Raw genomic sequence first — 15411 nt, forward strand, 5'->3', positions numbered from 1 at the left:
GGTCGACGATCAGGCCGTGAGCTTCGCGCGGCCCTTGCTTCGACGGCCGTTGACGATCGCGCGGCCGGCGCGAGTGCGCATGCGCAGCCGGAATCCATGCACGCGCGCACGACGACGGTTGTTCGGCTGGAAGGTCCGCTTGCCCTTGGCCACGGTGACTCCTTGTGCTCCGTGCGTGGGTGCCCGCCTCGCGTGCGAACCCACGGCTTTCTGGTTGGTCGGTTGATCCGGGAGCGGTGCCGAACTCGTGTCGGTGGTATCAGTCGGTTGACCTCGACGGAACCTGGTAAAGCTCCGCGCGGTCACCGCGCAAATCCGCAACCTGGATGACCAGTCGAGAGTACTGAGAGTGGCGCCTCAAATCAAACGAGGGTCCCGACGCCGACCGGGCAATCGCAGACCCTGTGATGAAGCCGACACGAGGTCGCCCGGGCCGGAGTCACCCAGCGCCATCCGCACCCCGACGCCCAGTGTTCTCCGTTGTCGCGAAGTGTTGTCCTTCTCGTGATCGAAAGTTTCGGATTCTGTTGTGACGGCAGCCACTGCTCTGTAACCTTCACCGAAGTGGTCGCCCGCGTCGACCATGGAACTTGGCCGCGAAGCGATGCTTCCGGTATCTTCATCCCTTCTGTACACAGATGTGGATAACTGTGTGGACAACTCGGCTCTATCGCAACGCAACGCCATCCTTGCCGGAGAACGCTGGTAGTTTTCCCGGGCAGGAGGGCCCCACGTGACTTCAGACCGCGACACATTTGGCGAGGTGTGGCAGCAGGTCGTCGCCGAGTTGAACGACGACGATGCCGCCGCACCCGACCACGAACCGCTCACCAGGCAGCAGAAGGCCTGGTTGTCGTTGGTCCGCCCGCTCACCCTGGCCGAAGGCTTCGCGCTGTTGACGGTGCCCACGCCACTGGTCCAAGAGCAGATCGAACGGAACCTCCGCGACACCATTCGATCCACCCTCAGCAAACACCTCGGGCAGCCGGTGGACCTCGGCGTTCGCATCGCCACGCCACGCGCGGAGGACACCCGCGCGGAGAACGGCTCCGACGTCGATGCCCGCGCAGACATCAACCGCGGTCCGGTGTCAGCTCCTTCTGCGTCAGCTCCTTCTGCGTCGGGTCCTTCTGCGTCGGGTCCTTCTGCGTCGGGCACGGCATTCGACGACGGGCTCCCCGGTGAGTCGATGGCGGGTCGTCCGCGGCCTGGTTTGGCCGACAACGCGTTCCGCTCACCTGGCGGCGAAGCCTCCGGCGACCGCCCGCGACCTGATTCCGGGGACTGGACCGCCTATTTCGCGGAACGTCCGACCACCGCACCGGCGGTGCCGAGCGCCAACCTCAACCCGAAGTACACCTTCGACACCTTCGTCATCGGCGCGTCCAACCGGTTTGCCCATGCATCGGCGGTTGCGGTGTCCGAGGCCCCGGCCCGGGCATACAACCCGCTGTTCATCTGGGGGGAATCGGGGCTCGGCAAGACTCACCTGCTGCATGCTGCCGGCCACTACGCTCAGCGCCTCTTCCCGGGTATGCGGGTCAAGTACGTCTCCACCGAAGAGTTCACCAACGACTTCATCAACTCGCTGCGTGACGACCGTCGGGTCGCGTTCAAACGCCGCTACCGCGATGTCGATGTCCTTCTCGTCGACGACATCCAGTTCCTGATCGGCAAAGAAGGTATCCAGGAAGAGTTCTTCCACACCTTCAACACGCTGCACAACGCGAGCAAACAGATCGTCATCTCCTCCGATCGACCGCCCAAACAGCTTGCGACACTTGAAGATCGACTCCGCACGCGATTCGAGTGGGGCCTGATCACCGATGTCCAGCCACCCGATCTCGAGACCCGCATCGCGATCTTGCGCAAGAAGGCACAGATGGACAACATCGCGGTGCCCGACGACGTCCTCGAACTCATCGCCTCCAAGATCGAGCGCAACATCCGCGAACTCGAGGGTGCGCTCATCCGCGTCACCGCCTACGCGTCGCTCAACAACGCCGAGCTCGACATGTCGCTCGCCGACGTCGTCCTGCAGGCGCTGCTGCCCAACTCCGGCACCCTGGAGGTCAGCGCGGCCAGCATCCTGGTGATCACGGCCGAGTACTTCGACATCTCCGTCGACGAACTCCGCGGACCCGGCAAGACGCGTTCGTTGGCCCAAGCGCGGCAGATCTCGATGTATCTGTGCCGTGAGCTCACCGACCTGTCGCTACCCAAAATCGGCGAGACCTTCGACCGCGACCACACCACCGTCATGTACGCCGAACGCAAGATCCGCAAGGAGATGGCCGAGCGGCGCAAGGTGTACGACCACGTCCAGGAGCTCACCGCGCGCATCAAACAGCGCGCCTCCTCCTGACGATTCGACCGCCGCGGCCACCGAGATAGCTCCGTCCAGACCCCTCGGGAATCTGTACCTGGGAGACCGGTCAGGTGCACTGTGCGTCTCGTGAGGTCAGGGCGTACAGATTCCCTATGGCGATCGTGGAACCAACCCTCAACCATCACGACAAGGTTGAGGTTCTCGTCGTCGATGCGGCGACTCACAATCCCACTGAGTATGTTCATCACCAGCTGTGGATGAGTCTTGGGATAACCGTCGGTAACTTGTGTACGCAAGGTGCACGGAATACGAACAACCTTGGTACTCCACATACCTCGGCGTAACCGTGCACGGATCGTCCACCGGACATCCACATCGCCAGAGGCGCTCGGACAGGGCTGATTCCCCGGTTGTGCACAGATTCCACAGCACCTATTACTGAGATGGATCCCTCTCTAGAGAACTTCTTTTGTAAGAAGGACTGTGCACAGTGTCAGTGCCGAAACCGACAGCCTCGCTCGGCTCGCATCCACGCAAAGCGCCTCGACTTACACCCAACAGCCCACTCCGGCGCGGTGGCGTTCTACAGTGGGGATCCCCGAACGAGAGAAGGGCTGTTTCCCAGCATGAAGTTTCGTGTCGCGCGTGACGAGTTCGCAGATTCCGTTGCCTGGGTCGCCCGTAGCCTGCCTTCTCGACCGCCGGTACCGGTGCTCGGCTGTGTGGTCCTCGACGTCGACAACGGCCTGACCGTCTCGGGATTCGACTACGAGGTCTCGGCCCAGGAGTCCATCGCCGCCGAGGTCGCCGAACCCGGCAAGGTCCTCGTCTCGGGCCGACTCCTCGCCGAGATCACCAAGGCGCTGCCCAACAAGCCGGTCGATGTGACCCTCGACGGTTCCCGCGTGGCCATCGCGTGCGGGAGCGCCAAGTTCTCGCTGCCGACGATGCCTGTGGAGGACTACCCACAGCTGCCCGACCTGCCCGCGGTCACGGGCACCATCCCCACCCAGCTGTTCGCCGAGGCGATCTCGCAGGTCGCCGTCGCGGCCGGGCGTGATGACACGCTGCCGATGCTGACCGGTGTGCGCGTGGAGATCGAAGGCTCCGGCGTGGTGCTCGCCGCCACCGACCGATTCCGTCTGGCTGTCCGCGAATTGCAGTGGGAGCCCACGGATCCGGACACCACCGGGGCGGTTCTGGTACCCGCCAAGACGCTTTCGGAGAGCGCCAAGACCGCCGGCGCCGAGGGCACCGGTGTGGTGTCGCTGGCATTCGGTGCGGGCTCGGCGATCGGCTCCGACGGCATCCTCGGCATCCTCGGTGAGTCCAAGCGCACCACCACCCGATTGCTCGACGCCGAGTTCCCCAAGTTCCGTCAGTTGCTGCCCGCAAGTCACACGGCGGTTGCCACCATCGACAGCGCGCCGCTCATCGAGGCGATCCGACGCGTCGCGCTGGTCGCCGAGCGTGGCGCCCAGGTGCGCCTGGAATTCGCCGAGGGATCCGTGCTCCTCACGGCCGGTGGCGACGAAGCCGGCAAGGCCGAGGAGGAGTTGGCTGTGCAGTTCAGCGGCGAACCCTTGACGATCGCCTTCAACCCGGGATACCTGCTGGACGGCTTGTCGGCCATCAACGCCGACACGGTCGATTTCGGATTCACGACGCCGAGCCGGCCCGCTGTCCTGCGTCCGGCGAGTGGTGACGAACCGGTGGCCGACGAGTCGGGTGCCTTCCCGGCGCCGGCGAGCGCGTTCACGTACCTGCTCATGCCGGTCCGCCTTCCGGGCTGACCCGCGCGCCCGCGCCCGTCGAGAAGCTGCCGTGTTCGTTCGTGAGCTGCACCTTCGCGACTTCCGGTCGTGGCAGTCTGCCGACATCGAGCTGCGTGCCGAGCCGACCATTTTCACCGGGCGCAATGGTTTCGGTAAGACCAACATCCTGGAAGCGCTCTACTATCTGGCGACGCTCCGGTCCCATCGGGTGTCCAGCGATGTGCCGCTCGTCCACACTGGAAAGCAATCGGCGCTGGTCACGGCGACCGTCGAGAACAGTGGACGCGAACTCACCGCGCAACTGCGGATCAACGCCGAAGGTGCCAACAAGGCGTCGATCAACGGTGGTCCGGCACGTCGCGCCCGCGAGGTCGTCGGGATTCTGCGCGCCGTGCTGTTCGCGCCCGAGGACCTGTCGCTGGTGCGTGGGGAACCGACCGATCGTCGACGCTTCGTCGACGAACTGGTCGCGCAGAAGGGCCCGCTCCATGTTGCGGCCCGCTCCGACTACGACCGCGTACTGCGCCAGCGGTCCGCCCTGCTGAAGACCGCGGGGGCCGCGATGCGACGCGGGGGCAGCGACGCCGAATCGGTGCTGAGCACACTGGACGTCTGGGACGGTCAGCTCGCCGAGCACGGAGCGGTGGTCACGGCGGCACGCATCGACATCCTCGAAGCCCTGCGCCCGCATTTCATCGAGGCGTACGGGTCGATCGCCCCGCACTCGCGTCCGGCAGACCTGGCCTACCTCCCCACGGCGGGAGCAGATCTGCTGCCGCCGGCAGGTGAGTCGGCCGACGTGGAGCACATTCGTCAGTCACTTCTTGACCGGTTGGCCGATCTGCGGTCCAAGGAGATCGATCGTGGCGTCTGCCTGGTGGGTCCGCATCGTGACGACGTCGGCGTGATTCTTGGTGATGAGATCGCGAAAGGCTTTGCCAGCCATGGTGAATCGTGGTCGCTCGCATTGTCGCTGCGGCTCGCGTCGGTGGCCCTTGCGCGTGCCGAGGGCGTCGAGCCGGTGATCATGCTCGACGACGTCTTCGCCGAACTCGACGCGGCGCGGCGTCGTAAACTGGCGGAGTTCACCGCCGACGCCGAACAGTTGTTGGTGACCGCTGCCGTGGCGGAGGACATCCCGTCGGGCATCGGTGGCCGACGCGTCGCCATCGAAGTCGTCGCCGACGAGGAAGGCCGACGGTCGGTGCTGGCGACAGGGGAGGAGGCGACCGGTGACTGACGAAGACGACGCCGGTACGCCCGAGAACCTGGGCGGATACGAACGCGCGCGCCGCGCCCTGGAAGAGGCCCGGGCGGCGGCGAGGGCTGCGGGAAAGTCGGTCGGACATGGCCGGGCGTCCCCGGTTCGACGTCCGACCAGCGGAAAGAGCAAGCGCCGACGCTGGTCGGGGTCGGGACCCGACGGCCGGGATCCGCAGCCGCTTGGCCGGCTCGCCGGTGGTCTCGCCCGCGAGCGTGGGTGGCAGCCCAAGATCGGTGAAGGCACGCTCTTCGGCATGTGGGAGCAGATCGTCGGTGCCGACGTTGCGGCGCATGCACAGCCGGTTGCTCTGCGCGACAACGTCTTACACGTTCAGGCCGAGTCCACCGCGTGGGCCACCCAGCTGCGTTACGTGCAGGCTCAGATCCTGGCGAAGATCGCCGCGGCCATCGGCGACGGGATGGTCACCTCGCTGCGGATCACCGGTCCCAAGGGGCCGTCGTGGCGAAAAGGGGAGCGGCACGTCCCCGGTCGCGGACCCCGCGACACCTACGGGTGACAACGGTCTCCAGAACGAGGTTTTGTCCCCAGGCCACGATCGAACCGGCAACTATCCAAAAAAATTCGCCAGCGAACGCGTCAGCGGCCCCGGATGCGGGTTCCTGGTCGGGTTAGGCAGTACACTGGTGATGTTGTCCCGACAGGGGTGGGAGCACGACCATCACATGTGGCGGTCGCGGGCCAGACGAGGCCTGCGACGAACCTGACTTGTGTCCACACCGATGGTAGTCGTCCCACCACGTCGACGGAACGACGACGCACGTCTGATGGCGTCGTCCAGAGCAGAACAGGAGCGGACGCACCTCGTGGCCGACAGTAACGACACCGCAGGATCCAAGGGTCGCAAGACAAAGAAGTCCGGCGAGTACAGCGCCGATTCGATCAGCATCCTCGAAGGCCTCGAAGCCGTCCGCAAACGACCGGGCATGTACATCGGCTCCACCGGTGAGCGCGGTCTGCACCATCTGATCTGGGAGGTCGTCGACAACTCGGTCGACGAGGCGATGGCCGGTTACGCCTCCAAGGTCGAGGTCACGCTGCTCGAGGACGGTGGCGTCGAGGTCGTCGACGACGGCCGCGGCATCCCCACCGACATGCACGCGACCGGCGTCCCGACGGTCGAGGTCGTCATGACCCAGCTGCACGCGGGCGGCAAGTTCGACTCGGACGCCTACGCGGTGTCCGGCGGTCTGCACGGCGTCGGCATCTCCGTGGTGAACGCTCTGTCCACCAAGGTGGAGCTCGAGATCAACTACGGCGGCTTTCACTGGGAGCAGACCTACGATCACGCCAAGCCCGAGGCGCTGCAGAAGGGCGACCCCACCCGAAAGACCGGCACCACGGTGCGGTTCTGGCCGGACGCCGACATCTTCGAGACCACAGTGTTCAGCGCGGAGACGGTCGCGCGTCGCCTGCAGGAGATGGCCTTCCTCAACAAGGGCCTCACCATCACGCTGACCGACAAGCGCCCGCACGTCGTCGACACCCCCGGGGACGCCAACGGTGACACCCCGCCCGCGGACACCGCGGAGACCGTCAAGTCCGAGGAAGAGAAGAAGACCGCGGCCGCCAAGCCGAAGACGCGGACCTATCACTACCCCGACGGCCTGGTCGACTACATCAAGCACCTCAATCGCACCAAGCAACCGATCCACACCTCGGTCATCGGCTTCACCGCCAAGGGCACCGGGCACGAGGTGGAGATCGCGATGCAGTGGAACGCCGGCTACTCCGAGTCGGTGCACACCTTTGCCAACACGATCAACACCCATGAGGGCGGCACCCATGAGGAAGGTTTCCGCGCGGCGCTGACCAGCACGGTCAACAAGTACGCCGTCGACAAGAAGCTGCTCAAGGAGAAGGACGGCAAACTCACCGGCGACGACATCCGCGAGGGACTCGCGGCGGTCATCTCGGTGAAGGTCGGCGACCCGCAGTTCGAGGGCCAGACCAAGACGAAGCTCGGCAACACCGAGGTCAAGGGCTTTGTGCAGAAGACGTGCAACGAGCACCTGGCGCATTGGTTCGAGTCCAATCCGGCCGAGGCCAAGATCATCATCCGCAAGGCCGTCGACTCCGCGCAGGCCCGCATGGCGGCGCGTAAGGCGCGAGAGTTGGTGCGGCGCAAGACCGCAACCGACATCGGCGGTCTGCCCGGCAAGCTCGCCGACTGCCGCAGCAACGATCCGTCCAAGTGTGAGGTCTACATCGTGGAGGGTGACTCCGCGGGTGGCTCGGCCAAGTCGGGCCGGGATTCGATGTACCAGGCGATCCTGCCGTTGCGCGGCAAGATCATCAACGTCGAGAAGGCACGTATCGACCGGGTGCTCAAGAACACCGAGGTCCAGTCGATCATCACCGCGTTCGGTACGGGCATCCATGACGAGTTCGACATCGCCAAGCTGCGCTATCACAAGATCGTGCTCATGGCCGACGCCGACGTTGACGGACAACACATTTCGACGCTGCTGCTGACGCTGCTGTTCCGTTTCATGCGCCCGCTCATCGAGCACGGTCACGTTTATCTGGCACAGCCGCCGCTGTACAAACTGAAGTGGCAGAAAGCCGAACCGGAGTTCGCCTACTCCGACCGCGAGCGCGATGGCCTGCTCGAAGAGGGTCGGGCCGCCGGCAAGAAGATCAACGCCGACGACGGCATCCAGCGCTACAAGGGCCTCGGCGAGATGAACGCCAAGGAACTGTGGGAGACCACGATGGATCCGGAGGTCCGCGTCCTGCGTCAGGTGACGCTCGACGACGCGGCCGCTGCCGACGAACTCTTCTCCATCCTGATGGGCGAGGATGTCGCCGCCCGCCGCAGCTTCATCGCCCGCAACGCGAAAGATGTTCGCTTCCTTGATGTCTGACGCCTCCCCATCGCAGGCTCACATGCGAACCGCCGCACTCCGCTGGTTGAGGTGCGAGCGAAGCGAGCCTCGAAACCACCCGGCAGAAAGAATGAGCAATGACTGACACCACGCTCCCGCCCGCCGGCGGTGAAGGCGATCGCGTCGAACCGGTCGATCTCGGCCAGGAGATGCAGAAGAGCTACATCGATTACGCCATGAGCGTGATCGTCGGGCGCGCGCTGCCCGAGGTGCGCGACGGCCTCAAGCCGGTGCACCGTCGCCTGCTCTACGCGTCCTACGACGCCGGGTTCCGCCCCGACCGCAGCTACGTGAAATCGGCGAAACCCGTTGCGGAGACGATGGGTAACTACCATCCGCACGGCGACACGGCGATCTATGACGCGCTGGTGCGCATGGCTCAGCCATGGTCGATGCGCTACCCGCTCATCGACGGCCAGGGCAACTTCGGTTCGCGCGGCAACGACGGCGCAGCCGCGATGCGTTACACCGAAGCGCGTCTGACGCCGCTGGCGATGGAGATGTTGCGTGACATCGACAAGGAGACAGTCGATCTCACGCCCAACTACGACGGCAAGACCGAGGAGCCGACGGTTCTGCCGGCGCGCATCCCGAACCTGCTGATCAACGGATCCGGCGGCATCGCCGTCGGCATGGCCACCAACATCCCGCCGCACAACCTGACCGAGGTCGCCGACGCGGTGTTCTGGGCGCTCGAGCATCCCGACGCGGACGACGAGACGTTGCTCAACGCCTGCATGGAATCAATCAAGGGACCCGATTTCCCTACGGCCGCACTGATTGTTGGCAGCCAGGGCATCCGCGACGCCTATACAACCGGGCGCGGCAGCATCCGGATGCGGTCGGTGGTCGACATCGAGGAGAACAAGGGCACCACCACTCTCGTCGTCACCGAACTGCCGTACCAGGTCAACCCCGACAACCTGATCCAGTCGATCGCCGAGCAGGTGAACGAAGGAAAACTCAAGGGCATCAGCCGAATCGAGGATCAGTCCTCGGATCGTGTCGGCATGCGGATCGTCGTCACCCTGCGCCGCGACGCGGTCGCCAAGGTGGTGCTCAACAACCTGTACAAGCACAGCCAGCTGCAGACCAGCTTCGGTGCCAACATGCTGTCCATCGTCGACGGTGTGCCGCGCACGCTGCGTCTCGACCAGATGATCCGTTACTACGTCGAGCACCAGATCGACGTCATCGTGCGTCGCACGCGGTACCTGCTGCGCAAGGCCGAGGAGCGCGCACACATCCTGCGTGGTCTGGTGAAAGCCCTTGACGCCCTTGACGAAGTGATCGCGTTGATCCGCGCGTCGGCCAACACCGAGGCCGCTCGCACCGGCCTGATGGGTCTGCTGGAGATCGACGAGATCCAGGCCGACGCCATCCTGGCGATGCAGTTGCGTCGCCTCTCGGCGTTGGAGCGGCAGAAGATCATCGACGAACTCGCCGAGATCGAGCGCGAGATCGCCGACCTCAAGGACATCCTCGACAAGCCCGAGCGTCAGCGCGCGATCGTGCGCGACGAGCTCAAGGAGGTCGTCGAGAAGTACGGCGACGAGCGTCGTACCCAGATCATCGCGGCCGACGGCGACGTGTCCGACGAGGATCTGATCGCCCGCGAGGACGTCGTCGTCACCATCACCGAGACCGGCTACGCCAAGCGCACCAAGACCGACCTGTATCGCAGTCAGCGTCGGGGCGGCAAAGGTGTGCAGGGTGCCGGCCTCAAGCAGGACGACATCGTCAAGCACTTCTTCGTGTCGTCGACGCACGACTGGATTCTGTTCTTCACCACGAAGGGCCGCGTCTACCGAGCCAAGGCGTACGAGTTGCCCGAGGCCAACCGCACCGCACGCGGCCAGCACGTGGCGAACCTGCTGGCCTTCCAGCCGGAAGAGCGCATCGCGCAGGTCATCCAGATCAAGACCTACAACGACGCCCCGTACCTGGTGCTCGCGACGCGCAACGGTCTGGTGAAGAAGTCGCGGCTCGAGGACTTCGACTCCAACCGGTCGGGCGGCATCGCGGCGATCAACCTGCGCGGCGAGGACGAACTCGTCGGTGCGCAGCTGTGCAGCGCCGACGACGACCTGCTGCTCGTATCGCAGAAGGGACAGTCGATCCGGTTCCACGCCGACGACGAGGCGCTGCGTCCGATGGGTCGCCAGACCTCCGGCGTGCAGGGCATGCGGTTCAACGCCGACGACACCCTGCTGAGCCTGAACGTGGTCCGCGAGGGCACGTATCTGCTGGTCGCGACGTCGGGCGGCTACGCCAAGCGCACCGGCATGGACGACTACCCGGTCCAGGGACGCGGCGGCAAGGGCGTGCTGACCATCGCGCACGACCGCAGGCGCGGCGAGCTGATCGGCGCACTCATCGTCGACGACGAATCCGAGCTGTACGCGATCACCTCCGGTGGGGGCGTCATCCGCACGGGTGCCAAGCAGGTGCGCAAGGCAGGACGTCAGACCAAGGGTGTGCGGTTGATGAACCTCGACGAGGGCACCACGGTCATCGCCATCGCACGCAACGCCGACGAGCCCGACGAGCCGACCGAGTAGCCGACAGCGGCGGCGGTAACGCGGATGTGACCTCGACTACCGTTAGGCTGGGAACGACGTGCTGCCGACAAAACGGTGACCAGAAGACGCCGAGCGAGGGAATTGCGAGTGAGCACACCGAACAATCGGGACAAGGACAACGGTGGTCCCAGCGCTGGGGGTCAGCCGGGCACAGGCACGCCGACGGGCGGTCTGGTCCCGCCCTGGCAGCGAGGCCAGACCGACAGCCGTGACCAGGTGGATCCGGGCGTCACGCAGGAGATCGAGCGGCCGACCCGGGACACCGTCGTCGGGCCGCCGAACGGGCAGGGTGCGCCAGCCGGGCCGAGCGGTCCGCCGCAGAATGGACAAGGCGGCCCGCCGCAGAATGGACAAGGCGGCCCGCCGCCGCGCGGCATCGTGAGCAGCGGTACCGCCGCCGCCAGCATGAGCGGACAGCAGGCCCCGGTCACCAATCTGGAGAATCCGCCGCGGCGGACGGCCACCGCAACCCAGGAGCCGACGCAACGGTTCGTCGAATCGCCGACGAGCACCATCGAGCGCGACCAGCTGCAGGGGCAGCAGCTGCCCGACCTCGACGCGATCCACCACACCGAGGCCAAACAGGCAGCGGCCAACAATGCTGCGGCCGCTGCGGTGACCAAACCGTCGGCACGGTCGGCGCCGGCGCAGGTCCGCGGCAACACTCCGCTGCGTGCGGCCGTTCAGATCCGCCGGATCGATCCGTGGGCGACCTTCAAGATCGCCGCCGTGCTCTCGGTCATCGGCTTCATCATCTGGATGATCGCGATCGCCGTTCTCTACCTCGTGCTCGACGGCATGGGTGTCTGGGATCAGGTGAACAACTCCTTCGGCACCCTCGTCACCGCCGACGGTTCGGCGAGCGAAGGTGACATCGTGAGCGCCACAACCGTGTTCGGTGCGTCGGCGTTGCTCGGTGCGGTCAATGCCATCCTCATCACCGCTCTGGCCACCATCGGGTCCTATATCTACAACATCTGTGCCGACCTCGTCGGTGGCGCCGAGGTCACACTCGCCGACCTGGACTGACGGCGGACCCGTCGGAAATCTGTACCTGGGAGGCCGACCAAGTGCACAGTGCATGTGGTGGGGTCGAGACGTACAGCTTTCCTACGGAGTGGCGATCGCGTTCGGGCATTCGGGTCGAGAGCCCCGCGGTGACGGTCACCGAAATGGTCGCCGTGGCGTGTCACCGCGCAGCGTAGGCTCCCAGGGCCCACCGACCAGCCGTTTTGCTACTTGAGCGTCGGGTCGGGTAATCTCACACCTCGGTTCAAGGGCCTATAGCTCAGGCGGTTAGAGCGCTTCGCTGATAACGAAGAGGTCGGAGGTTCAAGTCCTCCTAGGCCCACCAAGAACCAGGGGCCTTAGCTCAGTTGGTAGAGCGCCGCCTTTGCAAGGCGGATGTCAGGAGTTCGAATCTCCTAGGCTCCACCACCCCACCACGCACCTCATTCTTGCGGAATGTAACTCGTGCCGCGTCGTTCGCCAGTAAGGCGAAGCCGGCCGTCATCGACCAAACGAGAATGCTCATGGAGTCATAGCTTTTGAAAGTATGACGCGCCACGACCTCCGGGTGTAGTTGAAATCGCGAGTGAGTGTGCCACCGCGTCCGGCAAGCCTGTGCCGGTCCCTGGTGGGGACAGATTCCAAACACGCCCCACCACCGACCGCCTGGCCCCGTGCGGGTGCTCCGGCGGCTGAGCGTCCGCTCAAGCAGGTCCGGCCCTACGGTGACAGCTTTCAGCACGATAGGAGACAGCGACTGTTGCCGCGGAGCACTGCGCCCGTCGCTTGGACCGTCGTGCCCAGAGCCATGCACTCGACTGTGACTGGGCACACACCTGTGGATGCCGGGATGAATTCCACATTTGATCTGATGTAGCGTCGCGCTCAGAGTGTTTCAAGTGCAGGGCATTTGTCGTCGGGGGAACTTGCGGTGAGCAGTCGGGGGATAGGGCTATCAGCTGGGCAGGGTCTGCCTGGGTTGAGTCATGCTCGGTTCCGGTGCTGACGCGATGAAACCGACCTTGCGCTGGTTCGATGACCTCGAACCGCCGGCCGCGACACCCGACACCAGAACTGGCCGGGTCCTCGCCGACCACCTCGCCGCGGCGCGACTCGGAACTCCGCGTCCGGCCGCCACAGCACCGTCTGAACCCCAGCGTCCGGCTGCAGTGCCTGCGGCAAGGGCGCAGCGAGCTCCACAAGAGTGGGAGACGCTCTTCGAGCCCCCCAACCGCACACCACCTCGGACTGGGCGCCTGTCAGCTGTCCGCGGGGTCTGGGACGACCATCGAGGTGCGGTTCTCGCCTCTGCGGCGGCTCTTGTGGCAGTTGCGCTCATCGGAGGCCTTACACTAGCGCTGACCGGCGGCAGCGAACCTCGCGCCACGGAATCGGTTGCCGCGCAGAGTTCGACGCCATCGCCCGACGACACGATCTCGTCGACGCCCACCAACGACTGCCCGTCATCGACCCGGGGTCCGGTCACCACCGGCAACGACGCGGGAGATCAGCGGTCAGGTGCCGGTGCCATCAAGGCGTTCAACTACGCCTACTACGTCACCCGTTCCGCACGGCAGGCTCGGCTCGTAACCCTGGCCGGTGCAGTGGATTCGGAGAACGTCCTGCAGGCCATCATCGACAACGTTCGTCCGGGATCTCACCACTGCTTGGTGATCACCAGCATCGGAGAAGGCACCTACCGGGTGCGGCTCAGCGTGTTTCCGCCCACCGGCGGCGCCCCGATCGTCTACCCGCAGGTGATTCGCACCGAGTCGCTGGAAGGCAGGACGTGGATCGCGTCGATAACCAAGGACGAGGGCTGACAAGTGTTTGCCGACAACGACAATCGCTGTGCTCCCGGGGGGAGCCGCTGGAGGAGAGGAAATCACAGGTGAGCAATCAACTCGGGGACGGTCGAAGCATCGTCGGGAGGCCGACGGAGTGGGCTCGGTACGGCTGTCGTTGAGTGTCGCCGCAATGGCTGCCGCGCTGGCGACGGGTGTGGGTGCTGGTGTCGCTCATGGTGTTCCGGAGCAGGGTGGTACAACGCCGGGCGTTCCGGAGCAGGGCGGTACCACCCCGGCGCCGTCGCCGGGTAATGAGGTTCCGTTGGTGGAGCCGGGTCCGGGTTCGGTGCCGGGTCCGCCGCAGGAGGCGCCGTATCAGCCGTATGTGCCTGAGGTGATTGATTATGGAGATCGGTATTCGCCGGTGCCGAATCGTCCGTTGACCGCGCCGAAGCCGGTGGCTCCGGTGCGGCCGATTGCGCCGCCGCCGAACAAGATTCGTATCGGCAACTTCATCACCGACATCCCGCAGGGCATGAGTGTTCGAGATGTGAACTCGATCAATGCGTGGTCTGCGTATGGGGAGTCGAAGATCGCACAGGGTTTGATTTCGGTAGGCGTGCCCAAGGATGAGGCGAGTCGTCAGGCTGCGTCGACGATCATCGGTGTGATGGCCGGTGGCACGGTCGCGGTGGGTGCGACGGTGGCTGCGGCGGCTGTGGGTGGGCTCGCGGGTGCCGCGGTCGGCGCGGGCATTGGTGCGGCGGTCGGGCTTGCAATCGAGCCGCTTGCGCCCTGGCCGTTCGTCGGTCCGGGTGCCCTGATTGGCGCTGGTGTGGGCGCGGTGACGGGTGCTGCGTTGCTGGGTGTTCCGGTGGCGGTGGTGGGTTTGGCGGGCACGGTGGCTGCTGGTGTTGTGGCGTACACGTTGGGTGCGGGGGATCCGGGGGCGAATCCGCGGGCGCCGTGGCAGCAGAACCCGGGTCCCAAGCATGCGTTGCCGAATCCGGAAGGGAACCAGTTTGTGCTGACCCTGGGTCCTGATGAGGCCAAGCGTGCTGGGTTGCCGGCGGTGAGTTATGTGGTGAACAAGCGTGGTGATGTGAGCGGCAATATCGCCGGCCAGAAGTTCGGGTGGTCGGTGGAGCAGGCCACTGCCCCGTATCGGGTGTTGGGTCCGCAGGTCGAGCAGAGTGCTCGCGCTCTGACGAAACAGGGTGCGGCAGCACTGAAATCCGTGGTGCCCGGTGTGAACATCGCGTGGCCACAAGAAGCACGACCGAACTGAGGAGACCTCGAATGGTGCGCAAGAGTGCAGTCGTATCGATCGCAGTGGCCGTCATGGCCATGCTGTTTGGTGCCGCCCCGGCGCGAGCCGACCGTCCCCTCGGCAACATCGCGATCTACAGTCCGATCATCGCGACAGTCGGTGATCATGACTACTGTCGTGGTTCGTTCGACGTGGGACTCTCCTCGAAGAGTCGGAAGCCGGGCGTCGTCAAAGTCACACTGACCTCTCGAGGCTTCACCGGAAACGGCCGTGGATGGACGCGAAATCCACAGTGCCGATTTCTGATCGGAATCACCGCTTTGGGGAGTCGGGCCTTCTATCGTGACTATTGGATTCCGGCGGCCTTTGGTCCTCGACCTGGACAGAAGATCGTGCGCGAGGTGATGACGGGTTCCGGGCTGAGCACGGTCGCCGTTCAAACCTACGTGTCCAAGACTACGGTCCGGACACCCCAATCGCTAAAGACGGC

11 protein-coding genes and 2 tRNA genes are annotated in these 15411 nt (G+C 65.2%); 12 read left to right on the forward strand and 1 reads right to left on the reverse strand.

The genetic code is table 11. The annotated features are described in order from the left end of the window. Positions 1-9: 9 nt before the first annotated feature. Complete coding sequence (rpmH, locus tag MKW15_RS01800; RefSeq protein ID WP_006337454.1) at positions 10-153, reverse strand: 50S ribosomal protein L34; 144 nt, start codon at positions 151-153, stop codon at positions 10-12. Positions 154-733: 580 nt separating this feature from the next. Here rpmH and dnaA point away from each other — a divergent pair. The 12 genes from dnaA to MKW15_RS01860 form a co-directional block, all read left to right on the forward strand. Further along, positions 734-2365: a chromosomal replication initiator protein DnaA gene (gene dnaA / locus MKW15_RS01805; protein WP_240855517.1), complete on the forward strand. Its 1632-nt coding sequence runs from the start codon at positions 734-736 to the stop codon at positions 2363-2365. A 590-nt stretch (positions 2366-2955) separates the two neighbouring features. After that, positions 2956-4122, forward strand: coding sequence for a DNA polymerase III subunit beta (gene dnaN / locus MKW15_RS01810; protein WP_240855521.1), 1167 nt, complete (start codon positions 2956-2958; stop codon positions 4120-4122). A gap of 31 nt (positions 4123-4153) precedes the next feature. Beyond that, positions 4154-5344: a DNA replication/repair protein RecF gene (gene recF / locus MKW15_RS01815; protein ID WP_240855523.1), complete on the forward strand. Its 1191-nt coding sequence runs from the start codon at positions 4154-4156 to the stop codon at positions 5342-5344. After that, complete coding sequence (locus MKW15_RS01820; RefSeq protein WP_240855525.1) at positions 5337-5885, forward strand: DUF721 family protein; 549 nt, start codon at positions 5337-5339, stop codon at positions 5883-5885. The genes recF and MKW15_RS01820 overlap by 8 nt, the downstream gene beginning before the upstream one ends. Positions 5886-6192: 307 nt before the next feature. Beyond that, complete coding sequence (gene gyrB, locus MKW15_RS01825) at positions 6193-8253, forward strand: DNA topoisomerase (ATP-hydrolyzing) subunit B (RefSeq protein WP_240855526.1); 2061 nt, start codon at positions 6193-6195, stop codon at positions 8251-8253. A gap of 98 nt (positions 8254-8351) precedes the next feature. Continuing rightward, positions 8352-10835, forward strand: a complete 2484-nt coding sequence (gene gyrA / locus MKW15_RS01830) for a DNA gyrase subunit A (protein ID WP_240855528.1) — start codon at positions 8352-8354, stop codon at positions 10833-10835. Positions 10836-10943: 108 nt separating this feature from the next. Next, entirely contained in the window at positions 10944-11885 is a 942-nt protein-coding gene (locus MKW15_RS01835; RefSeq protein ID WP_240855530.1) for a DUF3566 domain-containing protein, read from the forward strand. Between the two features lie 248 nt (positions 11886-12133). After that, positions 12134-12210 (forward strand) — tRNA-Ile (locus MKW15_RS01840). A 7-nt stretch (positions 12211-12217) separates the two neighbouring features. Then, positions 12218-12293: transfer RNA gene (locus tag MKW15_RS01845), tRNA-Ala, on the forward strand. Positions 12294-12850: 557 nt separating this feature from the next. After that, a complete protein-coding gene (locus MKW15_RS01850; protein ID WP_240855532.1) occupies positions 12851-13687 on the forward strand; it encodes a hypothetical protein in 837 nt (278 codons plus the stop codon). A gap of 118 nt (positions 13688-13805) precedes the next feature. Next, the gene (locus MKW15_RS01855) at positions 13806-14939 is read left to right on the forward strand and encodes a hypothetical protein (protein ID WP_240855534.1); all 1134 of its coding nucleotides are present in this window, start codon (positions 13806-13808) and stop codon (positions 14937-14939) included. Positions 14940-14950: 11 nt separating this feature from the next. Continuing rightward, positions 14951-15411, forward strand: a 461-nt coding sequence (locus tag MKW15_RS01860) for an enoyl-CoA hydratase (protein WP_240855535.1), incomplete at its 3' end; no start/stop codon positions are given.

This window comes from Gordonia gummivorans (genome assembly GCF_022513585.1).
Taxonomy (GTDB): Bacteria; Actinomycetota; Actinomycetes; order Mycobacteriales; family Mycobacteriaceae; genus Gordonia.

Coding starts and splice junctions, on each gene's coding strand:
- gyrA (WP_240855528.1), top strand. CDS start 8,352: ATGACTGACACCACGCTCCCGCCCGCCGGCGGTGAAGGCGATCGCGTC.
- dnaN (WP_240855521.1), top strand. CDS start 2,956: ATGAAGTTTCGTGTCGCGCGTGACGAGTTCGCAGATTCCGTTGCCTGG.
- MKW15_RS01850 (WP_240855532.1), top strand. CDS start 12,851: ATGCTCGGTTCCGGTGCTGACGCGATGAAACCGACCTTGCGCTGGTTC.